The organism is Nonomuraea sp. NPDC051941 (assembly GCF_044593615.1).
The window spans coordinates 1-22,261 of the sequence record NZ_JBIUCF010000030.1 but is presented as its reverse complement, the minus strand read 5'-3'; the positions used below and the strand labels follow the sequence as shown (position 1 = coordinate 22,261).

At 70.8% G+C, this 22,261-nt stretch carries 23 protein-coding genes; 12 read left to right on the top strand and 11 right to left on the bottom strand.

Annotated features, from left to right (window positions below; all coding sequences use genetic code 11):
* Positions 1–16: 16 nt before the first annotated feature.
* The 6 genes from ACIHFD_RS39825 to ACIHFD_RS39800 all read left to right on the top strand — a co-directional run bounded on the left by ACIHFD_RS39825 (position 17) and on the right by ACIHFD_RS39800 (position 4,974).
* Positions 17–904, top strand: coding sequence for a hypothetical protein (locus tag ACIHFD_RS39825; protein WP_397371348.1), 888 nt, complete (start codon positions 17–19; stop codon positions 902–904).
* Positions 901–1,701, top strand: a complete 801-nt coding sequence (locus tag ACIHFD_RS39820) for a deaminated glutathione amidase (RefSeq protein ID WP_357729342.1) — start codon at positions 901–903, stop codon at positions 1,699–1,701. The genes ACIHFD_RS39825 and ACIHFD_RS39820 overlap by 4 nt, the downstream gene beginning before the upstream one ends.
* Positions 1,694–2,620, top strand: a complete 927-nt coding sequence (locus ACIHFD_RS39815) for an ABC transporter substrate-binding protein (RefSeq protein ID WP_397371347.1) — start codon at positions 1,694–1,696, stop codon at positions 2,618–2,620. The genes ACIHFD_RS39820 and ACIHFD_RS39815 overlap by 8 nt, the downstream gene beginning before the upstream one ends.
* Entirely contained in the window at positions 2,617–3,528 is a 912-nt protein-coding gene (locus ACIHFD_RS39810; RefSeq protein WP_397371346.1) for an amino acid ABC transporter permease, read from the top strand. The genes ACIHFD_RS39815 and ACIHFD_RS39810 overlap by 4 nt, the downstream gene beginning before the upstream one ends.
* The gene (locus ACIHFD_RS39805; protein WP_397371345.1) at positions 3,525–4,289 is read left to right on the top strand and encodes an amino acid ABC transporter ATP-binding protein; all 765 of its coding nucleotides are present in this window, start codon (positions 3,525–3,527) and stop codon (positions 4,287–4,289) included. The genes ACIHFD_RS39810 and ACIHFD_RS39805 overlap by 4 nt, the downstream gene beginning before the upstream one ends.
* A 163-nt stretch (positions 4,290–4,452) precedes the next feature.
* A complete protein-coding gene (locus ACIHFD_RS39800) occupies positions 4,453–4,974 on the top strand; it encodes a GNAT family N-acetyltransferase (protein ID WP_397371344.1) in 522 nt (173 codons plus the stop codon).
* Here ACIHFD_RS39800 and ACIHFD_RS39795 read toward each other — a convergent pair.
* Positions 4,961–5,827 carry a LysR family transcriptional regulator gene (locus tag ACIHFD_RS39795; protein ID WP_397371343.1) on the bottom strand — a complete coding sequence of 289 codons (867 nt, stop codon included), beginning with the start codon at positions 5,825–5,827 and terminating at the stop codon, positions 4,961–4,963. The genes ACIHFD_RS39800 and ACIHFD_RS39795 overlap by 14 nt on opposite strands.
* A gap of 84 nt (positions 5,828–5,911) precedes the next feature.
* Here ACIHFD_RS39795 and ACIHFD_RS39790 point away from each other — a divergent pair, with 84 nt between their 5' ends.
* Together ACIHFD_RS39790 and ACIHFD_RS39785 are read left to right on the top strand one after the other, a co-directional pair.
* Positions 5,912–7,159 carry an MFS transporter gene (locus ACIHFD_RS39790; RefSeq protein ID WP_397371342.1) on the top strand — a complete coding sequence of 416 codons (1,248 nt, stop codon included), beginning with the start codon at positions 5,912–5,914 and terminating at the stop codon, positions 7,157–7,159.
* Positions 7,160–7,212: 53 nt separating this feature from the next.
* The gene (locus ACIHFD_RS39785; RefSeq protein ID WP_397371341.1) at positions 7,213–7,911 is read left to right on the top strand and encodes a B3/4 domain-containing protein; all 699 of its coding nucleotides are present in this window, start codon (positions 7,213–7,215) and stop codon (positions 7,909–7,911) included.
* A 67-nt stretch (positions 7,912–7,978) separates the two neighbouring features.
* On the opposite strand, the gene glnA is transcribed toward ACIHFD_RS39785, so the two are convergent.
* Both glnA and ACIHFD_RS39775 read right to left on the bottom strand, forming a co-directional pair.
* A complete protein-coding gene (gene glnA / locus ACIHFD_RS39780) occupies positions 7,979–9,403 on the bottom strand; it encodes a type I glutamate--ammonia ligase (protein WP_350728806.1) in 1,425 nt (474 codons plus the stop codon).
* 93 nt (positions 9,404–9,496) lie between these two features.
* A complete protein-coding gene (locus ACIHFD_RS39775; RefSeq protein WP_397371340.1) occupies positions 9,497–10,594 on the bottom strand; it encodes a hypothetical protein in 1,098 nt (365 codons plus the stop codon).
* Between the two features lie 77 nt (positions 10,595–10,671).
* On the opposite strand from ACIHFD_RS39775, the gene ACIHFD_RS39770 reads away from it, so the two are divergent.
* Genes ACIHFD_RS39770 through ACIHFD_RS39760 form a run of 3 tightly spaced genes read left to right on the top strand, consistent with a single transcriptional unit; the run spans position 10,672 to position 12,743 of the window.
* Positions 10,672–11,133: an RDD family protein gene (locus tag ACIHFD_RS39770; RefSeq protein WP_397371339.1), complete on the top strand. Its 462-nt coding sequence runs from the start codon at positions 10,672–10,674 to the stop codon at positions 11,131–11,133.
* A 58-nt stretch (positions 11,134–11,191) separates the two neighbouring features.
* Positions 11,192–11,827, top strand: a complete 636-nt coding sequence (locus tag ACIHFD_RS39765) for a TetR/AcrR family transcriptional regulator (protein ID WP_397371338.1) — start codon at positions 11,192–11,194, stop codon at positions 11,825–11,827.
* Positions 11,805–12,743, top strand: a complete 939-nt coding sequence (locus ACIHFD_RS39760) for a hypothetical protein (protein ID WP_397371337.1) — start codon at positions 11,805–11,807, stop codon at positions 12,741–12,743. The genes ACIHFD_RS39765 and ACIHFD_RS39760 overlap by 23 nt, the downstream gene beginning before the upstream one ends.
* Here ACIHFD_RS39760 and ACIHFD_RS39755 read toward each other — a convergent pair.
* The 8 genes from ACIHFD_RS39755 to lipA all read right to left on the bottom strand — a co-directional run bounded on the left by ACIHFD_RS39755 (position 12,724) and on the right by lipA (position 20,667).
* Positions 12,724–13,488 carry a class I SAM-dependent methyltransferase gene (locus ACIHFD_RS39755; protein ID WP_350728816.1) on the bottom strand — a complete coding sequence of 255 codons (765 nt, stop codon included), beginning with the start codon at positions 13,486–13,488 and terminating at the stop codon, positions 12,724–12,726. The genes ACIHFD_RS39760 and ACIHFD_RS39755 overlap by 20 nt on opposite strands.
* Positions 13,488–14,168, bottom strand: coding sequence for a DUF4191 domain-containing protein (locus tag ACIHFD_RS39750; protein WP_350728818.1), 681 nt, complete (start codon positions 14,166–14,168; stop codon positions 13,488–13,490). Before ACIHFD_RS39750 ends, ACIHFD_RS39755 begins: the two co-directional genes overlap by 1 nt.
* A 64-nt stretch (positions 14,169–14,232) precedes the next feature.
* Positions 14,233–16,569, bottom strand: a complete 2,337-nt coding sequence (locus tag ACIHFD_RS39745; protein WP_397371336.1) for a glycoside hydrolase family 3 C-terminal domain-containing protein — start codon at positions 16,567–16,569, stop codon at positions 14,233–14,235.
* 88 nt (positions 16,570–16,657) lie between these two features.
* Complete coding sequence (locus ACIHFD_RS39740; protein WP_397371335.1) at positions 16,658–17,473, bottom strand: alpha/beta fold hydrolase; 816 nt, start codon at positions 17,471–17,473, stop codon at positions 16,658–16,660.
* Complete coding sequence (locus tag ACIHFD_RS39735) at positions 17,449–17,844, bottom strand: VOC family protein (RefSeq protein WP_397371334.1); 396 nt, start codon at positions 17,842–17,844, stop codon at positions 17,449–17,451. Before ACIHFD_RS39735 ends, ACIHFD_RS39740 begins: the two co-directional genes overlap by 25 nt.
* Positions 17,845–17,922: 78 nt before the next feature.
* Complete coding sequence (locus tag ACIHFD_RS39730; RefSeq protein ID WP_397371333.1) at positions 17,923–18,891, bottom strand: helix-turn-helix domain-containing protein; 969 nt, start codon at positions 18,889–18,891, stop codon at positions 17,923–17,925.
* Between the two features lie 94 nt (positions 18,892–18,985).
* Positions 18,986–19,543: an alpha-ketoglutarate-dependent dioxygenase AlkB gene (locus tag ACIHFD_RS39725; protein ID WP_397371332.1), complete on the bottom strand. Its 558-nt coding sequence runs from the start codon at positions 19,541–19,543 to the stop codon at positions 18,986–18,988.
* Positions 19,544–19,737: 194 nt separating this feature from the next.
* On the bottom strand, positions 19,738–20,667 hold the full coding sequence (lipA, locus tag ACIHFD_RS39720) for a lipoyl synthase (RefSeq protein WP_350728831.1): 930 nt from the start codon (positions 20,665–20,667) through the stop codon (positions 19,738–19,740).
* Positions 20,668–20,970: 303 nt separating this feature from the next.
* On the opposite strand from lipA, the gene ACIHFD_RS39715 reads away from it, so the two are divergent.
* A partial coding sequence (locus ACIHFD_RS39715) for an IS200/IS605 family accessory protein TnpB-related protein (protein ID WP_397371331.1) occupies positions 20,971–22,261 on the top strand: 1,291 nt, incomplete at its 3' end.

Genomic DNA, 22,261 nt, shown 5'->3' with positions numbered 1-22,261 from the left:
GGACCATCTCGTACCGGTGGCGACGGGGGAGGTGCGGCCCGAGGGGTTCGAGCTGGACCTCGAGTCCCGCACCGTCACCCCGGACGTCCTGAGCGAGCCGGGCCTGGACGGCGGTGAGACGTCCTTCAGCAGGTACGTGCTCGGCCGCGCCGCGGGCGACGACCGCCTGGTGGGTCTGCCGGTGTTCGTGATGCGGGGCTTCCGGCACCGGTGCGTCCTGGTCCGCCGCGACAGCGAGCTGACCTCGCTGGAGGAGCTCAAGGGCGCCCGCATCGGCCTGACCGGCTGGCCGGACTCCGGCAACACCTGGACGCGCGCCCTGCTCAGGGCCGCCGGCGTGGACATCAGGGGCATCGAGTGGACGGTCGGCCCGCTGGTCGCCGGGGAGACCGGCAAGGACCGCGTCGGCCCCGTCCCGTTCCCCGACAACGTCTCGCTGACCGGCGACGGCCTCGCCGAAGGGCTCGCCGAGGGCCGTTACGACGCGATCATGACCCCGTTCATGCCCGACGAGTTCTTCACCCCGGACAGCCGCTTCCGCCACCTGCTCGCCGACCACCGCGCCGCCGAGCTGGCCTACTACCGGGAGACCGGCTTCGTGCCCGGCATCCACCTCGTGACGCTGAAGCGCGAGGCCGTCGAGCGCGACCCTGGGCTGCCGCGGGCCGTTCAGGACCTGCTCGAACGCTCCAAGCGGCACTGGCTGGCCCGGCGGCGGCTGCTCACCGACACCACGCCCTGGCTGCTCGCCGACCTGACGGAGACGGCGCGGACCTTCGGCCCCGACTGGATGCCGTACGGCGTCGGGCCCAACGCCGCCATGATCGCCGCCTTCTGCGAGGAACTGCACGCCCAGGGCATCTCGAACCGCCGCATCCGACCCGAGGAGGTCTTCGACATATGAGAATCGCCGTTGGACAGTTCGCGTCCTCGGAGGACTGGACGGACAACCTCAAGACCTGCCAGGACCTGATCGACCGGGCCACCGAGGGCGGCGCCGACCTGCTGGTCCTGCCCGAGGGCGCGATGGCCCTGTTCGTCGACGAGCCGACGCGCATCCGCGAGGCCGCACAGCCGCTGGACGGGCCGTTCGTCAGCGGGCTGGTCGAGCGCACGCGCGGCTCGTCCACCACCGTGATCGTCGGCGTGCACACCCCGTCGGGCGACGGCCGCGTGTTCAACGTCCTGGTGGCCGCCAGGGACGGCGAGATCGTCGGGACGTACACCAAGCTGCACCTGTACGACGCCTTCGGCCGGCGCGAGTCCGACAACGTCGTGCCCGGCACGAACGCGCCCGTGGTGATCGACGTGGCCGGCTGGAAGGTCGGCATGATGACCTGCTACGACGTGCGTTTCCCCGAGCTGGCCAGGCTCCTGGCCGACCAGGGCGCCCAGGTGATCGCGCTGCCCACCGCGTGGGTGCGCGGCCCGGCCAAGGAATGGCATTGGGAGGTCATGGTGACCGCCCGCGCCCTGGAGAACACCGTGTACCTGGCCGCCTCCGGCGAGTGCGGCCGCCGCAACATCGGCGCGAGCATGGTCGTCGACCCGCTCGGCATCACCCGGGCCCGCCTCGGCGACGCGCCGGGCCTGCTCTGGGCCGACGCCTCCATGGAAGAGCTCGAGCGAGCCCGCCTCAGCCTCCCCGTCCTCGAGAACCGGCGCTTCGCCGTCGACCCCCGATTGGAGCGACATGTCTAAGCACGCGACGGCTGCCCTGCTCGGCGCCGCCCTCCTGATTGCCGGCTGCGGCGCCAACCCGGAGGAGGCCCAGGGCGCGCTGAGCTCCCAGTCCGCCCCCTCCGGCACTGTGGCCGCCCAGGGCAAGGACCAGGCCCTGTACGACCGGCTGCCCGACAAGGTGAAGACCGCCGGCAAGCTGGTCTCGGTGAACAACGGCTCGTTCCCGCCGTACGAGATCGCCGGGGCGGACGGCAAGTCCATGACCGGCGCCGCGGCCGACCTGTCGGAGGCCCTCGGCCAGGTGCTCGGCGTCAAGATCGAGCACGTCACCGTGGACGGCCTGCCCAGCCAGCTCACCGGCATCGCGTCGGGCCGCTACGACCTGGCCATCGGCCCGGTGGGCGACTTCCCGGACCGGCAGAAGTCCAACGACTTCGTGGACTGGGTCAAGGAGTTCGTGGTCTTCGCCGTGCCGAAGGGGAACCCCAAGAAGATCAACTCGGTGGCCGACACGTGCGGGCTGAAGATCTCGGTCATGGCCGGCGGCTCCGCCGAAGCCGTGATCAAGAACCAGTCCGAGACCTGCGCCAAGGACGGCAAGCCGAAGATCACCGTACAGTCGTACAAGGACCAGCCCACCTCGGTGCTGGCGGTCAGCTCGGGCCGGGCCGACGCGTTCTTCTCCTCGCAGGCGCCGCTCACGTACTTCGTGTCGCAGTCCGGCGGCAAGCTGGAGCTGGCGGGCAAGGGGCAGGCCAACGGCTTCGACGACCTCTTCCAAGGGGCCGTCGTCGGCAAGGACTCGCCGCTGCGTGACGTGGTCAGGGACGGCATCCAGAAGCTGATCGACAACGGCGCCTACGCCAAGATCATGGACAAGTGGGGCACCTCCGACAACAAGCTGGACAAGGCCGGCGTCAACCTGGCGGGGTCATGAGCGGACTGCCGGACGTCGACGTCGCGGGCGCGTCCCGCACGCGCCATCCGCTGCGCTGGGTGGCCTCGATCATCCTGCTGGTGCTGGCCGCCCAGCTCGTGAGCCTGCTGGTCACCAACCCCAACTTCCAGTGGGACGTGGTCTTCAAGTACGTCAACGCGCAGGTCATCGGCCAGGGCGTCTTCACCACGCTGCTGCTCACCGTGATCGCGATGTTCGTGGGCGTGGTGCTCGGGGTGCTGCTGGCCATCGGCCGGCTCTCCGAGAACCCCGTCGCGCGGGCGGCCTGCGGGCTCTACGTGTGGTTCTTCCGCGGCACGCCGGTGCTGGTGCAGCTCGTGCTCTGGTACAACCTGTCGTACCTGCTGCCCAAGATCTCCCTCGGTGTCCCGTTCGGCCCGGAGTTCATCAGCGCCGACACGAACCTGGTCATCACCCCGCTGCTCGCGGCCATCCTCGGGCTCGGGCTGAACGAGGGCGCGTACATGGCGGAGATCATCCGCGGCGGCCTCATGTCGGTGGACCCCGGGCAGACCGAGGCCGCCTCGGCGCTCGGCATGAGCAACGCGCGCACCTTCCGCAGGATCGTGCTGCCGCAGGCCATGCGGTTCATCATCCCGCCCACCGGCAGCCAGGTGATCAGCATGCTGAAGGCCACGTCGCTGGTGAGCGTCATCGCCCTGGCCGACCTGCTGTACACGGTGCAGTCGATCTACAACCGCACCTTCCAGACCATCCCGCTGCTGATCGTCGCCTGCGTCTGGTACCTGGTCATCACCTCGATCCTGTACGTCGGCCAGTCGTTCATCGAGCGGCACTACGCCCGCGGGGCCACCAGGCACGCGCCGCAGAGCTTCTGGGCCTTCCTGACCTTCCGCCGGCGCCGTCCCCCGGAGGTGACGTCATGACCGTCCCCATGGTCCACGCCCACGCCGTACGCAAGCACTTCGGCCACCTCGAGGTCCTCAAGGGCATCGACCTGGACGTTCAGGCGGGGGAGGTCGTGGTGATCCTCGGCCCCTCCGGGTCGGGCAAGTCGACGTTCCTGCGCTGCGTGAACCACCTGGAGACCATCGACGGCGGCTCCATCTTCGTGGACGGGGAGCTGATCGGGTTCCAGGCGTCCGGCGGCAAGGTGCGGCACCTGCGCAAGCGCGACATCACCCGCCAGCGCCGGGAGATCGGCATGGTCTTCCAGCAGTTCAACCTGTTCCCGCACTTCACGGTGTTGCAGAACGTCATGGAGGCGCCGGTCGGCGTCCGCCGCGAGTCGCGCGAGCAGGCCCGGGAACGGGCGTTCGGCCTGCTGCGCCGCGTGGGGCTGGAGGACAAGGCGGGCAGCTATCCCAGGCAGCTCTCCGGCGGGCAGCAGCAGCGGGTGGCGATCGCCAGGGCGCTGGCGATGCGGCCCAAGCTGATGCTGTTCGACGAGCCGACCAGCGCGCTGGACCCGGAGCTGGTGGGTGAGGTGCTGGCCACCATGAAGAGCCTCGCGGAGGACGGGCTGACCATGATCGTGGTGACCCACGAGGTCGGGTTCGCGCGGGAGGTGGCCGATCGGGTGGTGTTCATGGACGGCGGCGTCGTGGTCGAGTCGGGCACGCCGAAGGAGGTCCTCGACAACCCCACCAGCCCCCGCACCAAGGCCTTCCTCAGCCGCGTCCTGTAGCCCCCGCCCCCTACGCCGTGGCCCTGCCTGGCCTCCGCCCTGCCCCACGCGCCTCCCTTCTGCGCGCACGGCCTCGTCCCTCTTCCGACCGATCGTTCCCTTCTCCCCGAAGGACGGATGGGACGTCGGTGGGAAAGGCGCGGGCGGGCCTATCGTGGGTGGGATGGAGACCCAGCGTTTGATCATGCGCAGATGGCGCGACGAAGACCGGGAACCATTCGCCGCGATGAACGCCGACCTCGAGGTGATGGAGCACTTCCCCGCCCCGCTCACCCGCCCGGAGAGCGACCACTTCGTCGACCGGATCGAGGAGGAGTTCGACAAGCACGGCTACGGGCTGTGGGCGCTGGAGGTGCGCGGGAGCGGCGAGTTCATCGGCTTCGCCGGCCTGATCTGGCAGACGTTCGACGCGCCGTTCCTGCCCGCCTGGGAGATCGGATGGCGGCTGGCACGGCCCGCCTGGGGCCACGGGTACGCCACCGAGGCGGCCAGGGAGGTGCTCGGGCACGCGTTCGAGAAGGCCGGGCTGGACGAGATCGTCTCCATGACGGCCAAGAGCAACACCCGCTCCCAGGCCGTGATGAAGCGCCTGGGCATGACCCACCTGACCGATTTCGGCTACTCGCGGCTGGCGTCGGACCACCCCCTGTTCCCGCACGTGGCGTACCACATCAAGCGCCCGTAGGGGCGCTCATGGCGTAGAGGACGTCGCGCAGAGCGGGCTCGCGGCCGCGTAGCCAGACCAGCCGCAGCGCCAGCGCGGGAGCCTCGAAGCCGAGCCGCACCAACGCGCCGGAGGCCAGGTCCGGCTCCAGCGCGAAGTCAGGCAGCAGCGCGCTGCCGAGCCCCTGCCTGGCCCATTCGCGGGCGGTGGCGATGCTGGTCAGCTCCCTGCGCGGCACCTCCGCGCCGAACGCCCGGTCGGCGGCCAGCCGGATCGAGCAGCCCGGCGGGCTGACCAGCAGCGGCTCCCGATCCCCGTCCGGCGCCGCGACCAGCGCCAGCCCGACCTCACCCACGTCCAGGAAGTCCAGATCGGGCGTCATCGGCCCGGAGCCGGGGTCGTGCGGCACGGTGAACCCGAGCCCGCCGATCCGCAGGCCCGTGTCCAGCAGGAGCACCGCGTCCAGCTCGCCGCCCGCCACCCCGGCCAGCAGCGACTGCCTGGTGTGCGAGCGCACGTCCACGTCCAGGTCGGGACGGCGTTCCGACAGGCGGCGGATCACGGCGGGCATCCTGGCCGCGGCGAGCATCTCCAGCGCCCCGATCCGCACCTTGCGCCGCTGCCCGGTGACGGCGCGGCGCACCTCGTCGGCGTGGTCGAGCAGCCCCTGTGCTCGCGCCAGCAAGGTGGCGCCCTGCTCGGTCAGCCGCATGCCCTGGGGCGTGCGCTCGAAGAGCGCGACCCCGAGGCTCCGCTCCAGCCGGCGCACCTGCTCCGACACCGACGCGGGGGCGAGGCCGAGGCTGTTCGCCGCCCCGGTGACGGTGCCCGTCCCCGCCACCGCGACGAACCCCCGCAACTGCCGCAAGTCCATGACCGCCAGCATACGGTTTTCCCGAACGCCCCCTGAGGTCGCGCCTGTTGAGGGTGGATGTGGCGTTTCAGCAGGCTGAGGCGCATGATGTTCGGATTCTCCCTCGCCTACTTCCTCGTGATCCTCGACACGACCGTGCTGACGATCGCGCTGCCCGATCTGCGGGCCTCGCTCGGCGGTTCGCTGGCCGGGCAGCAGTGGGCGGTGAACGCGTACACGGTCGCCTTCGCCGCCTCGCTGCTCGTCGGGGGAGCGGTGGCCGACCGGTACGGCGCGGCCCGGGTCTTCAAGGCCGGCGTGGTGGCGTTCGGCGCGATCTCGCTGCTGAGCGCCGCGGCGCCGCACCTGGGCGTGCTGGTCGGGCTGCGGGCCCTGCTCGGTGTGGCGGGCGCGCTCTGCACGGGCGGCTCGCTCGGCCTGCTCCCGCAGCTCTTCCCCGACCCGGCCGCCCGCGCCCGCGCCACCGGCCTGTGGGCGGCCATCACCGGCACCGCGCTCGCCGCCGGCCCGCTGCTCGGCGGTCTCCTGGTGGACCTGTACGGCTGGCGCGCGGTCTTCCTGCTCAACCCGCCCCTCGCCCTGATCAGCCTGCTGGCCATGCGCCGGGTGAGCTCGCCGCGCGGCCACCGCGGGATCGACTGGCGGGTCCAGGCGCTGGCCTGCGCGTTCCTGGGCCTGGTGGCGCAGGCCCTGATCGGCCCCTCGGTCCTGGCGGGCGTCGCGGCCGTGGCCGTACTGGCCGCGCTGGTGCCGGTGGAGCGCCGCAGCCACGCCCCCGCGCTGCCCGGCGGCCTGCTCGCCGCCACCTGGCCCGAACTGCTCGCCGGCACGGTGGCCAACTTCGCCTTCTCCGGCGCCCTGTTCGTCCTCACCCTCCTGCTGCAGGACACCCGCCATCTGGACCCGCTGGCCGCCGGGCTGGCCTTCCTGCCGCTCACCCTCCCCATGACCGTGAACCCGCTGCTCACCGGCCGCCTGGTGGCCCGCTACGGCCCGCGCCCGCCGATCCTGTGCGGCCTCACCCTGCTCGCGACCGGCCTGGCGGGGGTCGCCCTCGCGGACGCGCTGGCGTTGTGGCTGGTGGTGATGGGGTTCGGGCTGTCGTTCGTGCTGCCCGCGCTGATGGCGGGCATGGTCAACAGCGCTCCGCCGGGGACGGCGGGCACCGCGGGCGGCGTCCTGAACGCGTTCCGCCAGGCCGGCGCGACCCTCGGCGTGGCGGTCATGGGCGTGGTCGGCCGGCCCCTGCTGGCGGCGGCCGTACTGACGGCCCTGACCTGCCTGTGCTACGCGGCGGGCGCCTGGCGCGCCCGCACGGCCGCCCTGACCTGACGATGCGGGTATCGTGATCGGCTGGGGTTTGTCCGGGAATGGCGAGGTGGACCGTGCGTTTCCAGCATTCGAGTGACATCTGGCGGGACTTCCCGGAGCTCGTGCCCGGCGTGCTCGTCGCGCCGGGCGTCTCGGCGGACGTCTCCGTCGACGACCAGGTCTCCCGGTTCGGCGAGCTCGCCGCGGAGCGGCTCGCGACCTCCTCGGAAGGCGAGCTGCCGGAGATCCAGGCGTGGCGGCGGGCGTTCTCGAAGATGGGCCTCAAGCCGACCCAGTACCGCTGCGCCTCGGAGTCCCTGCTGCGCCGCTTCAGGAAGGAAGGCGCGCTGCCGCGCCTGCACCCGCTGATCGACCTCTGCAACGCGGTCTCCATCGCGTACGCGATCCCGGTGGCGGTGTTCGACGTCTCCAAGATCACGCAGTACGTGGAGGTCAGGTACGCGGCGGGCGACGAGACGTACCTGACCTTCTCCGGCGAGACCGAGCACCCGCCGCCCGGCGAGGTGATCTTCGCCGACGCGGAGGGCAGGGCGCACGCCCGCCGCTGGACCAACCGCCAGAGCGGCCTCTCGGCCGTCCGCGACACGACCACCGACGTCCTGATCGTCGCCGAGGCGCTGCACGACACGGCCGGGAAGGACGTCGACTCCCTCCTGGCCACGCTCTCGGACGAGCTGGCCGCCGTCTGGCCCGTGACACCGGATTCCGCGATCCTCGGCCCGTCCGAGCCCCGGTTCGAGTTCCCGGCGTGACGTTTCGCGACGTGAAACGGCCCGGGACCGTGATCGGTCCCGGGCCGTTCGCCGTGTGCGGGCCGGACTACACGTCGTAGTACAGCTCGAACTCGTGCGGGTGCGGGCGCAGGCGGATCGGGTCGACCTCGTTCTCCCGCTTGTACGCGACCCACGTCTCGATCAGGTCAGGCGTGAAGACGCCGCCCTCGAGCAGGTAGTCGTGGTCCTCCTCCAGCGCGTTGAGCACGTCGGTGAGCGAGCCGGGCACCTGCGGGATGTTGCGGGCCTCCTCCGGCGGCAGCTCGTAGAGGTCCTTGTCGACCGGCTCCGGCGGCTCGATCTTGTTGCGGATGCCGTCGATGCCCGCCATCAGCATCGCCGCGAAGGCGAAGTACGGGTTGCAGGACGGGTCGGGCACCCGGAACTCGATCCGCTTGGCCTTCGGGTTGGAGCCCGTGATCGGGATCCGGACGCAGGCCGAACGGTTGCGCTGGGAGTAGACCAGGTTGACCGGGGCCTCGTAGCCGGGGACCAGGCGGTGGTAGGAGTTGACCGTCGGGTTGGTGAAGGCCAGCAGCGACGGCGCGTGCTTGAGCAGGCCGCCGATGTAGTAGCGGGCCGTGTCGGACAGGCCCGCGTAGCCGACCTCGTCGTAGAAGAGCGGCGAGCCGTCCTTCCACAGCGACTGGTGGCAGTGCATGCCGGAGCCGTTGTCACCGAAGATCGGCTTGGGCATGAACGTGACCGTGTGGCCGTACTCGAGCGCCGTGCTCTTGATGATGTACTTGTACAGCATCAGGTTGTCGGCGGTCTTGAGCAGCGTGCCGAACTTGAAGTCGATCTCCGCCTGGCCCGCCGTGCCGACCTCGTGGTGCTGCATCTCGACGTCGATGCCGCACTCGATGAGGTTGCGCACCATCTCGGAGCGCAGGTCGGTGAAGTGGTCCATCGGCGGGACCGGGAAGTAGCCGCCCTTGTAGCGCGGCTTGTAACCGAGGTTGCCGCCCTCGGTGGCCTTGCCGGTGTTCCAGGCGCCCTCGATGGAGTCGATGTAGTAGTAGCCGGCGTTCTGCTTCGTCTCGAAGCGCACGTCGTCGAAGATGTAGAACTCGGCCTCAGGGCCGAAGTAGACCGTGTCGGCGATGCCCGTGCCCCGAAGGAACTCCTCGGCCTTGCGCGCGACGTTACGCGGGTCGCGGCTGTAGGCCTCGCCGGTCAGCGGGTCGTGCACGAAGAAGTTCAGGTTGAGCGTCTTGTGCTGGCGGAACGGGTCCACCACGGCGCTGGACGGGTCGGGCAGCAGAAGCATGTCGGACTCGTGGATCGCCTGGAAACCGCGGATCGACGAGCCGTCGAACATGAGTCCGTCGGTGAAGACGCTCGCGCTGAAATTTTCTACCGGGAAGGTGAAGTGGTGCGTCGTCCCCGGCAGGTCGGTGAACCTGACATCGACGAATTGCACCCCTTCGTCACTGATGAACTTCAGGACGTCGTCGGCGGAGTTGAACACTCTCGAACCTCCCTGGGGACTGGCCATCATACCGACGCTAGGGCGTGGCCGTTTCCGTGTGGTGTCTCGATTGTTTCGCACATGTTACGCAGGTCAGGTGCCCTTCGAAGCCGCACAGCCCTTGGGTTCGTCCCGTTCCAGCTCATACGGATCGGTGGGCGGTCCCGTGGGCGCCACCGTACCCCGAGGCGAGTCCTCGTACTCGGGATGGATGAAGCCGTCGCGCGTGTCGCAGCTCGCCGGGGTGCTGCTCGCCCCCCAACGCAGCGGCCACGCGACCAGCCGCCCCTCCTCGCGGTACAGCAACACGCGGCCCTTGGGATGGGCGACGACCCGGATCGTGGTGTCCGGCCGGCCCGGGCGGTGCACGGCGTAGACGACGATGTGGTTCAGCTTGAGCTCCACGCCGCGCCGCCAGCGGTCCTTGAACGTGCCCAGCTTGACGCGGCCGTGCACCTTGATCACATCGGTGGAGAACTCGGCCGTGCCCTTGGCGAACTGGATGACGAAGGCCGCCGAGCCCTTGTGCTTCTTCATGTCCCGGAGGAACCAGTCACGCTGGTCGGGGCTCAGGAGCTTGCTGAACGCCGACGGCTTGCCGCCCAGGACCGCCTTCTTGTCGAGGAAGGCCGCCGCCATCAGCTCGCGGGTCAGCTTCAGGCCCTTCGCGACGTCCTTCTTCGACAGCCCGCCCAGCGCCTTCGCCTCCGGCATCGCGAAGCCGGCGGCCCCCTCGGCGTACTTCTCGGCGGGGGATCCGGCGAACGGGCTCGTCGGCTCCTCGCTCGCCCCCTCCGTCGGCTCCTCGGCGGCTTCGTCCGCCGGATTGCCGGCGGGTTCGACGGCCGGCTCGGCGATCGGCACCGGTGGGTCGTCCACGACGACGCCCGAGGTGAGCAGATCGGGGCGGAAGGTCACGATCACACCCGCGGTCGTGATCAGCGAGGTGATCACGGCCATCGCGATCCAGGCCCGCCCGATCCGCTGCCGCGGCTCGGACCTGTAGTCCCCGTGTCCCCCGGATTCTCCGGATAAGCGCGCCGACCTGCTCTCGCGCCTGGCTAAGCGGTCGGTACGCCGCTGTTCTTTCGCGCCTTTGACGGCCGCGGCGCGCATCCTGCGCTGTTGCTCCTCGTCTATCTGCGCGACCAGCTCGTTGAAGCGCGCGTCAAGGTCATCCCCGTGTGGCATGGCGTACATGATGGCCGTTCTGCGACGCGGTTGGGTCACGATGCCGACCGGCCTACCGGGCGGATACCGTTGAGAGCATGAGCAGCAAGGAGCCTCGGTGGACGCAGACCTGGCTGGGCGGGGTCAGGTCCGCCGGGGTCGATCTCGGATACCCGGGGGAGCGCCTGGGGCTGCCCGAGGAGGGCAGCGGGTCGATCGCCGGCTGGGGGCGCAGGATCGCCGCGCTGGTCATCGACTGGATGATCTGCACGTGGGTCGTCGTGCAGCTGCTGCTCAGGATCAACCCGGCCGAGCAGCCGTGGGCGCCCGCGGCCGTCTTCGCCGTTCAATACCTGATCCTGGTCGGGTTCATGGGGCAGACGTTCGGCCACCGGCTGGCGGGCGTCAGGGTGGCCGCGATGGACGGCGGCGACCCGCGCTGGCTGCCCGTGCTGGTGCGCTCGGTGCTCCTGTGCCTGGCCGTGCCCGCCCTGATCTGGGACCGCGACCACCGCGGGGTGCACGACCGCGTCTCCAACACGATGGTCGTCCGCATGTAGCCGAGTAAAAAACCGTACCGGGTTCAAAAATGTACCCGGTACGGTTTATGCTGCCCTCATGGGGTTGAGGGAGCGGAAGAAGGAGCAGGCGCGGCGGCGGATCGCCGAGGTGGCGCTGCGGCTGTTCGACGAGCGCGGCTACGACGCGGTGACCGTCAACGAGATCGCCGAGGCGGCCGGGGTGGCCAAGGTGACGCTGTTCAACTACTTCCCGACCAAGGACTGCCTCGTCACCGAAGGGGTCAAGGAGGACCTGGCGGCGATCGTGGCCGGGCGGGGCGAGGGGCGCTCGCCCCTTCAGGCGCTGCGCGAGCACTACCGCTCGATGGCCGCCCGGGGCGCGGGAGCGGTGGATGTCGAGGCGCTGCTGGCCAGGGTGCGGGTGATCGGGTCGAGTCCGGCCCTGATGGGCGCGCTGCACGCGATGCACATGAGCGAGCGCCACGAGCTGGCCGAGGCCCTCGGGGAGGCCTACCCCGGCGACGATCTGACCGCGCAGCTCATGGCCGGGCAGATCACCGCCGCCGTCACCACCATCCAGGAGGCCTTCTTCCATCGCATCGCGACGGGCGAGCCGCTGGAGGAGGCTGGCCGGCGCCTGGCGGGTGACGTGGAGCTGGCCTTCGACCTCCTGGAGCACGGCCTCACATACGTAAAAAAGGGGATAAATCATGAAAAAGGGGATCAACTATGATGTCGGGTTCCTGCCGGGCGACAGCCTGAGCCGCAGGTCGTTCCACATCGAGGACGTCCGGCGCGACATGCGGACGATCGCGGAAGACCTGCACTGCGCGTCCGTACGCATCTCCGGCCGCGACCCCGAGCGCGTCGAGGCGGCCGCCAGGGAGGCCGCGGCGGCCGGGCTGGAGATCTGGTTCACCCCGTTCCCCGTGGACCTCACCCAGGACGCGATGCTGGAGGTCTTCGCGGACGCGGCCCGGCGCGCCGAGTCGGTGCGCCGCGACGGAGCCGAGGTCGTGCTGGTCACCGGCTGCGAGATCACCGCCTTCGGCCACGGCTTCATCGACGGCGACGGGTACGGCGACCGGCTCGGCGCCATGATGGCCGGCGACATGGCGTGGTGGACGTCCCTCATGGAGGTCATGCCGCGCTTCAACGCCTACCTGGCGAAGGTGGCCGAGACCGTGCGGCCGCTGTTCGGCGGCCGGCTGAGCTACGCCTCGGCGCCGTGGGAGCCGGTCGACTGGGCCCCGTTCGACGTGGCGGGCGTGGACGCCTACCGCGCCGCCTACAACGCCCACGACTTCGCGGACGAGCTACGCGCCCAGTTCAAGCACGGCAAACCGGTCGCCGTGACGGAGTTCGGCACCTGCGCGTACCGCGGCGCGGGGGAGCACGGCGGCTCGGCCTGGGTGGTGCCCGAGGGCGCGGTGCGCGACGAGGGCGAGCAGGTGCGTTACTTCACCGAGCTGATGGACGTCTTCGAGCAGGAGGGGGTGGAGACCGCGCTGTGGTTCACGTTCGCCGCCTTCAACCGGCCCGGCGAGGCCGACCTGGGCTCCTACGGCGTGGTCAGGATGCTCGACGAGCGGCGCTGGGAGCCCAAGGAGGTCTTCCACGCCATGGCCGCTAGGTACGCGCGCAGCTGAAAATGGCCGTGCCCGGGAGGTGACGGCCGCGCAGCGGGCTCCAGCCGCCCCACACCCGCTCGTGCCCCTCCGGCCACTCGGGCTCCAGCAGCCCCGTGACGGTCAGCCCGGAGGCGACCAGCAGGTTCACCCAGTCACCCATGGTGCGATGGTGCTCGGCGTACGTGACCGTGCCCCGTTCGTCGTGCTCCTCGTAAGGGGAACGGTCGAAGTAGGACCGGTCGGACGTCAGCCCGCGCGGCCCCGGATCGTCCGGGAACGCCCACCGGATCGGATGGCTCACCGAGAACACGAACCGGCCGCCCGGCCTGAGCACCCGCCGCACCTCGCGGAAGACGGCGAGCGGGTCGGCCACGAACGGCAGCGCCCCGAACGCCGAGCAGGCCAGGTCGAAGGCGGCCGCGGCGAACGGCAGCGATTCGGCGTCGGCCTGGACCACCGGCACGCGCAGCCCCGTGTCGAGGTCGATGCGCTGGGAGTGGCGCAGCTGCCGGTGGGAGACGTCGAAGGCGGCCACCTGCGCGCCCTGCGTCACCAGCCAGCGGGCGCACTGCGCCGCCCCGCAGCCGATCTCGAGCACGCGCCGTCCGCGCACCTCGCCGAGGAGGTGCGCGTCGGCCTCGTCGACGCCTTCGGGACACCACACGAACCCGGTGTCACGCAGGAACTCGCCGTGTTCGAGCTGGTAGTCGTCGGCGTTGCCGTCCCACCACCAGCGGTTGGCCCGTGCGGAGGAGGACAGCACTAGCGCATCTTGGGGCCGCGCGGCATGCGCGCGCCCTTGGGCATGGGGCCCTTGGGCAGCGGCATGTTCTTCGGCAGCGAGCGCAGCCGGTCCTTCACCTCGTTGACCGCGGGCTTCTTGAGGTTGCGCGGCAGCTTCATCAGGTGGCGCTGCAGCTTGCCGAGCGGCACCTGCCCCTCGCCGTCACCGCACTGGATGTCGTAGATCTCGATGCCCAGGACCACCCGCGCGACCCGCTTCTTCTCGGCCGCCAGCATCTTCGCCACCCGGTTGCCCGGCCCCTCGGACACCAGCACGACGCCCGGATAGCCGACCACGAGGTGGATGAGGTCCTGGTCGCGGTTGACCGCGATGGCAGGGGTGACCTGCCAGTTGCCGCGCATGCCCTGCAGCACCGCCGCCGCGGCACCCGTCTGGCCGTGCAGGATCGAATATTGGGCCTTCTGGGCGAGCTGCCCGAAGACCACCAATCCGACCGTGAGCGCGGCCAGCACACCGATGAACACCGAATACCACAAGTAGTCCGTGACCAGGCCGATCACGACGACCACAGCCAGCGTGCCCACCGCCGAGAGGAAGACGATGGGCAACCCCTTGGGGTTGGCCTGCTTGATGATCTGCGCGATCATGCGGAGCTGCTTGATGCGCCCCGGCTTCTCTGGATCCTCGGACTTTGCCATGCTCTGAAGGATACAAACCAACAGGTGCGGTATGGAAAACGTGACCCCGTCATTTCGCGCCCGGCTAGATCTTCACGGTCGCGGACAGGCGCGGATCGGCCGCGTGGCGGCCCGCCTCGACCGTGTGAACGCCCTCGACGGTCCGCCAGCCGCCCTCCTCCCAGACCTGGAAGGCCCGCTCGGGCAGGAACACGGTCGTGATCACGGTCTCCCCGGGGGCCGCCTCGACCACGTCGAACCCGGCCAGCGCCCCGTCGACGTACACCTGCACGACCTCGCGGCCCGGGCGGTCGCCGGTGTTGGTGACCGCCACCGTCACGCTCGTGCCCTCGGCCGCGATCGAGTCGTACGACCAGGTGGTGTAGCCCAGGCCGTGCCCGAACCAGAACGCCGGCGCGCGACCCGTGCGCTCCCACGCCCGGTAGCCGATCGAGGTCCCCTCCTCATAGGCCACCACACCGTCCACCGGCGTCACGTCGACCACGGGAGCGTCCTCCAGCCGCCGCGGCCACGTCGTGGGCAGCCGCCCGCCCGGCTCGGCGTCCCCGAACAGCACGTCCGCCAGCGCCGCCCCCGCCTCCTGTCCCGGGAACCAGGTGAGCAGCACGGCCGCCACCTCCTCCGCCCACGGCAGCTCGACCGGCGAACCCGCGTTGACCACCACGACGGTGCGCGGGTTGGCCGCGGCCACCGCGCGGATCAGCTCGTCCTGCCGCCCCGGCAGCCTGAGGTCCGCGCGGTCGAAGCCCTCGCTCTCCACCTCGGGCGTGGTCGCGGCCACGACCACCGCCACGTCGTACTCCGCCGCCACCCGCACGGCCTCGGCCATGAGCTCATCTTCGCCGGGGCCGGGGTTCGCGTGACCGAGCGTGAAGGACACGAACGCCATCCCGCCGAACGCCCCGGCCGGGTGCGTCACGACCACCTCGTACGCCTGCCCGGCGGCCATCGGCAGGCTGACCCGCCGCTCGGGCGGCGACAGGAACGCCATGGCGGGGTCGTCGCCGTCCGGGCCGATGCTCTCGTCGAAGGCGCTCTCGCCGTCGACGGTGACGGCGAAGGCGCCCACACCCGCGACCGACAGCTGGTGCTCGCCCGAAACGTCCGGCGTGTACGTGGTACGCAGCCGGACCGCCGCCAGCCGGTCGCCGTCCACGCCCGGCGGCAACTGGCCGATCCACCGCGCCTCGGCCGTGGCCAGCGGCTGCTCCGACAGCACCGCGCCATCGGCGTCCAGGAAGGCGGCCGTGGCCGGGCCGGGGAGCGGGGACAGGCGGATCCGGGGGTCGGTGCCGAGCGCGTACCGGACCTCGGCCCGCTCGCCGAGCCCCTGCAGCGGCGAGACGATCCGGCCCGGGAAGACCTGCGCGCTCCCGCCGCCCATGACGCGCGCCTCGGCGGCGGCCGCCCCGATCACGGCGATGGTCCTGACCTGCTTGAGCGGCAGGATGCCGTCGTTGGTGAGCAGCGTGAAGCCGCGCGTGGCCACCTCACGCGCCAGCGCCACCCCGTCGACGGCGGGTCGCTCCTCGGCGGGTGGGGGCTCCGCGCCGTGCAGGGCCCCGACGCGGTGGGCCAGGCGCAGGATGCGGCGCACCCGATCGTCCACGACCGACTCGGGCACCCGCCCCTCCCGCACGGCGGCCTCCAGCCTCTCTCCCCACGGCCCGTGCGGACCCGGCATCGCCACGTCGGTGCCGCCCAGCGCCGCGGCCTCGGTCGTACGCACCGCCGTCCAGTCCGACACCACGAACCCGTCGAACCCCCACTCGCCCTTCAGTACCCCGTTCACCAGCTCGGCGTGCTCGGTCATGGTCGTGCCGTTGACCGAGTTGTAGGCGGTCATGAGGCCCCACGCCCCGGCCCGCACCACCCGCTCGAACGGCCGCAGATAGACCTCGCGCAGCGCCTTCTCGCTCACCCGGACGTCCGCGGTGAAGCGGTCGGTCTCGAAGTCGTTGGCCACGAAATGCTTCGGGGTGGTGGCCACCCCGCCCTCCTGGACACCCTCGACGTACGCGGCGCCGATCTCGCCCGTCAGGTACGCGTCCTCGGAGAAGCACTCGAAATGCCGGCCGCCGAGCGGGGAGCGGTGCAGGTTGATCGTGGGGGCGAGGAGCACGTGCACGCCCTTGCGCCGGGCCTCCTGGGCCAGCAGCCGGCCCGCCCGGCGGACCAGGTCCACGTCCCAGGTGGCGGCCAGCGCGGTCGGGCTGGGCAGCGCGATCGAGGGATCGACCGCGCTCCACTGCTCGCCGCGTACGCCGATCGGGCCGTCGCTCATGACGAGCCGATCGAGGCCGATCTCGGGCAGCGGCGGGAGCGACCACATGCCGGCCCCGGTGAGCAGGCGGACCTTGGTGCGGAGGTCGAGCCGGGCGATGAGTTCGTCGAAGTCCACGAGCCCAGTCTCCACCAGCTCGCGCGGGGCCCAACTGAGGCTCGGGCGGGGCTCATGGGGGCTCAGGCGGAGGGCTCAGACGGAGGGCTCAGGCGGTGGCGAAGAACTCCAGGAGCTCGGGCACCAGCGCCTGCGGGGCCACGTTGTGCGCCTGGCCCTCCAGGACCCGCCGTACCGCGCCCGGCACGGCCGCCGCGACCGCCAGCCCCGCGTTCGACATCCACCCGGGGCTGTCCTCGCCGTTCAGCACCAGCGTCGGCTGCCTGACGGCGGCCAGCCGCCCGGCGGGCAGCGCGTTGCCCGGCCCCAGCACGGCGGCCTCGTAGGCGAGGGTGTGGGCCAGCGCCTCCAGCTGTGCCCAGGACGGCTGCGCGCGCATCGCGGCCACCGCCTCCGGCGGCGCCTCGGCCGCCTCCACCATGAACCGCTCGACGGCCTCGCCCCGCCTGCCCGCCCTCACCAGCGCCTCCAGCCGCGCGGCGAAGTCGTCCGGCAGCGGGGGCGCGCTGCCGTCCACGTGGTACGGCGGCTCCCACAGGGCCAGCTTCGTGACGGCCGGATTCCGCGCCGCGGCCTCCAGCGCCAGCGCGGCCCCCGACGAGCCCCCGAACACCATGGCCGACCCGCCCGCCGCCTCGATGACCGCCGCCAGATCCTCGATCTCCCGCTCGACCGCGTACGGCTGGGTGTCCCCGCTGTCGCCCCGCCCCCGGCGGTCGTAGTCGTACACCGTGAACCACGGCGCCAGGGCGGCCGCCACGCCGGCCAGCGTGACGTGGCCCCGCACCCCGAACGCGCCGTGGACCAGGACGACCGCGGGCCCCTCGCCGTAGCCGTCGAAGGCGATGACGGTCCCGTCCGCCGAGATCGCCTTGCCGCTCAGGCGGCCGGCTGCGCCAGGCACAGCGCCTCCCAGTGGTGTCCGTCGAGGTCGGCGAAGCCGCGCTGGTAGCGGATGCCGTCCTCCTGCTTCACGCCCGTCGGGGTGGCGCCGAGCGCCAGCGCCTTGTCCACCAGCTCGTCCACCTGGGCCGGGTTCTCCATGCCCAGCACCAGGATCGCCTCCGTGGCCGTGTCGGCGGCGGCGATCTCCTTGGTGATGTACGAGCCGAACGTCGGCTCGGTCAGCAGCATGACCTGGGTCTGCTCACTGATGATCACCGACGCCATGCCCTCGGCCATGCCGAACAGGTTGAAGCCGAGTTCGGCGAAGAACTTCTTCGACCGCTCGAGATCCTTGACCGGCAGATTGACGAACAGCTGCATTTTCCTCATCCCTTCCTTCGATGTGCCTTCAGTCTGCCGATCGAAGGGGGTGCCGGTCTTGGATCTGGGTGCCAGGCGGATTGACGTTCAGCGCACGGTGTTCAGCACGGTGTTCAGGCGCCGGTATTCGGCGGGCGGCATCCCGTACGCGCTCTTGAAGAGCCTGCTGAAGTGGGCCGAGTCCGGCAGCCCCCACCGGGCCCCGATCTCGCTCACGGACCGGGTGCCGCCCGCGGCCAGCTCCGCGCGGCACCGTTCCAGCCGCCGCTGCCGGATCCAGGCGGCCACCGTGGTGTGCTCCGCCTCGAACAGCCGGTGCAGGTAGCGCACAGAGATGTGGTGCGCGGCGGCGACGGTGGCCGGGTCGAGGCTGATGTCGCCCAGCCGCTGCTCAATGAAGGCGTGGATCTCCATCAGCAGCACGCGCTGCCGGGAGTCCTCCGGTAACGCCCGCGTCAGCTCGACGCGTTCGGCGACGGCGGTGCTGACCAGGTCGGTCACGATGCCCGACAGCCTGGCGGCGCTGCCCGGCCGGTACGTCTCGATGTCCTCGGCCACCCGGCGCAGCAGCGGCACGGCCAGCGCGGCGGCGCCTGTCTCGGCGGTGATGGGGACGGCGGCGAGCGCGTCCACGGCGCCGGACGGCAGCGCGAGCAGGTCGCGCGGGAAGCTGAACAGCGCGAGCCGCACCGCCGAGTCGTAGGCCAGCTCGTAGGGCCTGGTGAAGTCGTAGATCGTGAACTCGCCCCGGCTGAGCTGCGCGTCCCGCCCGTCCTGGGAGAGCCGCGGGCTGCCCTCCAGGGCCAGCACGACGCGGTACATCTCGGGGCTGCCGCTGTCGATCATGCCCGGGGTGCGGTGCACGCTGTGAGGCGTGGACGTACGGATCCGGCCGACGGTGACCGAGCCCAGCCCGCCGGTCACGATCTCGCCCCGCAGCGGGGCGCCGGGGGCGATCCTGCAGTCGAGCGGGCCGAGCGTGTCACACACGATGCTCCGCCAGGCGTCGTGACGTCGCTTGGCGGGCAGGTCACTCGTGCGGATCAGAACCGCCATGTCCGCTCCCGGGGTCGCCTGCCTGCCATGCTAGTGCCGCATTGGCAACATTTGCCTGTGATGGGCCACGACCGACAGGAGCCGAAAGCCCCGGTTACGGTGCCGGGTCGTTGACCGTGCGGAAGGTCACTGACACGCGCCGCGTGCGCGGGACGCGGCCTGCCGTGGTGGGGTCGCTCTTGCGTGCGGCGATGCTGTGACGCCAGGTGTATCGGGCGGGTCCTGACATGACGCACAGGCTGCCGGGGGCGAGAGATATCGCCACCTTCGTACCGTCCGCAGGATGAGTGAAGTCCATGACGCAGGCGGAGCCCAGGGAGATCGCGGCGACGACCGGGCCGAAACAGGGCACGCAGTCGACGTGTGGGCTGATGCCCTGCCCCGGCCGGTACTCGTTGATGATCACTTGGTTCGCTTCGCTGTCCATGACTCCTTCGCGGACCAGGCGTACGGCCTGCTGTCGTGCCCATCCCGGGATCGGTGGAGCGGCGGCGATCAGGGGATCCCTCGCCACGCTTCGGCGGCCGTAGTCGTAGCGGTGGCCGTAGTGCTGCACTCGTCGTCGCAGTTGTGTCGACCACTCGGCGGCGTCGAGGGATGAAAGCAACGACGCGCAGGCGTCGGGAGCAAGCCAGCCGGCGATGTAGCGCAATCCCGGCACCATCTCATCGCGAGATGCCGACGGGAGGCCGTCAAAGGACAGTTGATCGAAAGACTCCGGCATGCCGCAAACAGTAACCAGCCGTCAAAGGACTTCGAACGATTTTGTGGTGGCGGTGCCATGAGCGTGGCCGGGTACGAAGCAGCCCCGGGACCGTACGGGTCCCGGGGCTGGAGGTTGGGAGGTCAGGCCGTCTGGCGAGCCTCGATGGCCTGCTTGTAGAGGCGGCCCGCCCGGTACGACGAGCGCACGAGCGGCCCCGAGAGCACACCGGCGAACCCGATGGCCTCGGCCTCCGCCTGCAGCTCCACGAACTCCTCGGGCTTCACCCACCGCTCCACCGGATGGTGCCGGGGCGTGGGCCGCAGGTACTGGGTGATGGTCAGCAGGTCGGTGCCGGCCGCGTGCAGGTCGCGCATGGCCTCGACGACCTCCTCGCGCGTCTCGCCCATGCCCAGGATCAGGTTGGACTTGGTGACCAGCCCGGCCTCGCGGGCCGTCGTGATCACCGCGAGGGACCGCTCGTAGCGGAACGCGGGACGGATCCGCTTGAAGATCCGCGGCACCGTCTCGACGTTGTGCGCGAACACCTCGGGCCGGCTGGAGAAGACCTCCTCCAGCTGGTCGCGGTTGCCGTTGAAGTCGGGCACCAGCAGCTCGACGCCGCACCCGGGCAGCAGCCCGTGGATCTGGCGGGCCGTCTCGGCGTAGAGCCAGGCGCCGCCGTCGGGCAGGTCGTCGCGGGCGACACCGGTCACGGTCGCGTACTTCAGGCCCATCTGCTGCACGGACTCGGCCACGCGGCGCGGCTCGTCGCGGTCGTACTCCTTCGGCTTGCCCGTGTCGATCTGGCAGAAGTCGCAGCGGCGCGTGCACTGGTCGCCGCCGATGAGGAAGGTCGCCTCGCGGTCTTCCCAGCACTCGTAGATATTGGGACAGCCCGCCTCTTCACAGACCGTGTGCAGGCCCTCCCGGCGCACGAGCGATTTCAGCTCGGTGTATTCGGGGCCCGTCTTCAGCTTGGTCTTGATCCACGGGGGCTTGCGCTCGATAGGGGTTTCGGCGTTACGCACCTCCAGGCGGAGGAGCTTTCGGCCTTCAGGGGCAACGGTCACGTTCTCAGCTTACGTCTCCCGGAAAAGCGGCCTGGCCGGGGGGTGCGGAGCTGTTGGTGTTCGATGCGACGCTGGTTACGCCATCGCCACAGTGCGTGTCCACCGGCGCTTGCCGCGCATATGTTCTACCCGGCGGATTCAACTCTTGGTATCGTTGTGGCCACGCAACGTGAAAGCTGGAGAGGGGGCGAATGCTCGTCATGCGACCGTGCTTGTTCGGCCGCCGTCCAGCGGCATCGGCAGTGCGCCGCGCCTCCGCCCTCCCTTCAGTCGCCGACTGCGCCGCACCGCAGGCCCTCCGGCATGGCTGAGCTGCGCCCGATCGCCTCCTCCTTCGTGGTGCCCGGCCCGTCCGGTGTCGCCGTCCGTGACCGGCTCAAGCACCTCACCCCCGCAGACGAGCAGGTACTGTGCCTGGTCGGCGCGCATCTGGGCGCGCTGGCCTCCGCCGATCTGAAGACCAGGTGCGCCGATGGGCTGGGGCACTGTTCCGATACCTGGGCGGCGCGTAAGCGTGAATTGACCGTGCAGTCGTCGTCGCGCTGGGCCGGGGCCATCACCAAAACCTCCCACGATCAGTGGGCGCTGGCCCGCCGCGGCCAGGCCGACCACATCCGCGACCTTCAGGCCGCCATCGCCACGCTCATCCGTCGGCTGTCCCTGCCCGTCGGAAGGAAAGGAACCCGCAAGGAGCCGGGCGGCTACCGCTCCAGACAGGAGTGGTTCGCCAAGTCCCGCCGCCTGCACCTCCTGCAAGACCGGCTCAAACGGCGGAAGGCTGACCACCAAGCCGGGCGGGTCCGCGTGGTGCGGGGCGGCAAACGCCTGGCCCGCACCCGGCACCACCTGGACGCCGCCGGACTCACCGAGTCCGAGTGGCGGAACAGGTGGCAGGCCGAGCGCTGGTTCCTGGCCGCCGACGGCGAGTCCGGCAAACGTCACGGCAACGAGACCATCCGCATCACCCCCGACGGCCAGGTATCGATCAAGCTGCCCGTGCCGCTGGCACACCATGCGAACGCGCCGCACGGCCGCTACGTGCTCACCTGCCGGGTGACCTTCGCCCACCGCGGGGTGGAATGGCGGGATCGCATCGAGGCCAACCGGGCCGTGGCCTACCGCATCCACCTGGACGCGCAACGCGGACGCTGGTACATCACCGCCTCCTGGCAGATTCCTCAAGCCCCGACCGTGCCCATGGCTACCGCACTCGCCTACGGCGTAATCGGCGTGGACAGCAACGCCGACCACCTGGCCGCCTGGCGCCTGGACACCCACGGCAACTCGATCGGCAGCCCTCGCCGCTTCACCTACGACCTGTCCGGCAACGCCGAGCATCGCGACGCCCAGATCCGCCACGCCCTGACCCGGCTACTGCACTGGGCCAGGGCCTGCGGTGTGCACGCCATCGCCATCGAAGACCTCGACTTCGAAGCCGACAAGACCCGGGAGAAACACGGCCGCCGCAAACGCTTCCGCAAGCTCATCTCCGGCATGCCCACGAGCAAGCTCCGGGCCCGGCTCACCTCGATGGCTGACCAGACGGGTATCGCGATCATCGCCGCCGACCCGGCCTACACCTCCCGATGGGGCG

Excerpts from the sequence above, each read along its gene's own strand:
- ACIHFD_RS39770 (WP_397371339.1), top strand. The coding sequence starts at position 10,672 with ATGAGCAGCAAGGAGCCTCGGTGGACGCAGACCTGGCTGGGCGGGGTC.
- ACIHFD_RS39775 (WP_397371340.1), bottom strand. The coding sequence starts at position 10,594 with ATGCCACACGGGGATGACCTTGACGCGCGCTTCAACGAGCTGGTCGCG.
- ACIHFD_RS39790 (WP_397371342.1), top strand. The coding sequence starts at position 5,912 with ATGATGTTCGGATTCTCCCTCGCCTACTTCCTCGTGATCCTCGACACG.
- ACIHFD_RS39795 (WP_397371343.1), bottom strand. The coding sequence starts at position 5,827 with ATGGACTTGCGGCAGTTGCGGGGGTTCGTCGCGGTGGCGGGGACGGGC.
- ACIHFD_RS39730 (WP_397371333.1), bottom strand. The coding sequence starts at position 18,891 with ATGGCGGTTCTGATCCGCACGAGTGACCTGCCCGCCAAGCGACGTCAC.
- ACIHFD_RS39810 (WP_397371346.1), top strand. The coding sequence starts at position 2,617 with ATGAGCGGACTGCCGGACGTCGACGTCGCGGGCGCGTCCCGCACGCGC.
- ACIHFD_RS39735 (WP_397371334.1), bottom strand. The coding sequence starts at position 17,844 with ATGAGGAAAATGCAGCTGTTCGTCAATCTGCCGGTCAAGGATCTCGAG.
- ACIHFD_RS39820 (WP_357729342.1), top strand. The coding sequence starts at position 901 with ATGAGAATCGCCGTTGGACAGTTCGCGTCCTCGGAGGACTGGACGGAC.
- ACIHFD_RS39765 (WP_397371338.1), top strand. The coding sequence starts at position 11,192 with ATGGGGTTGAGGGAGCGGAAGAAGGAGCAGGCGCGGCGGCGGATCGCC.
- ACIHFD_RS39815 (WP_397371347.1), top strand. The coding sequence starts at position 1,694 with ATGTCTAAGCACGCGACGGCTGCCCTGCTCGGCGCCGCCCTCCTGATT.
- ACIHFD_RS39800 (WP_397371344.1), top strand. The coding sequence starts at position 4,453 with ATGGAGACCCAGCGTTTGATCATGCGCAGATGGCGCGACGAAGACCGG.
- ACIHFD_RS39760 (WP_397371337.1), top strand. The coding sequence starts at position 11,805 with ATGAAAAAGGGGATCAACTATGATGTCGGGTTCCTGCCGGGCGACAGC.
- ACIHFD_RS39805 (WP_397371345.1), top strand. The coding sequence starts at position 3,525 with ATGACCGTCCCCATGGTCCACGCCCACGCCGTACGCAAGCACTTCGGC.
- ACIHFD_RS39750 (WP_350728818.1), bottom strand. The coding sequence starts at position 14,168 with ATGGCAAAGTCCGAGGATCCAGAGAAGCCGGGGCGCATCAAGCAGCTC.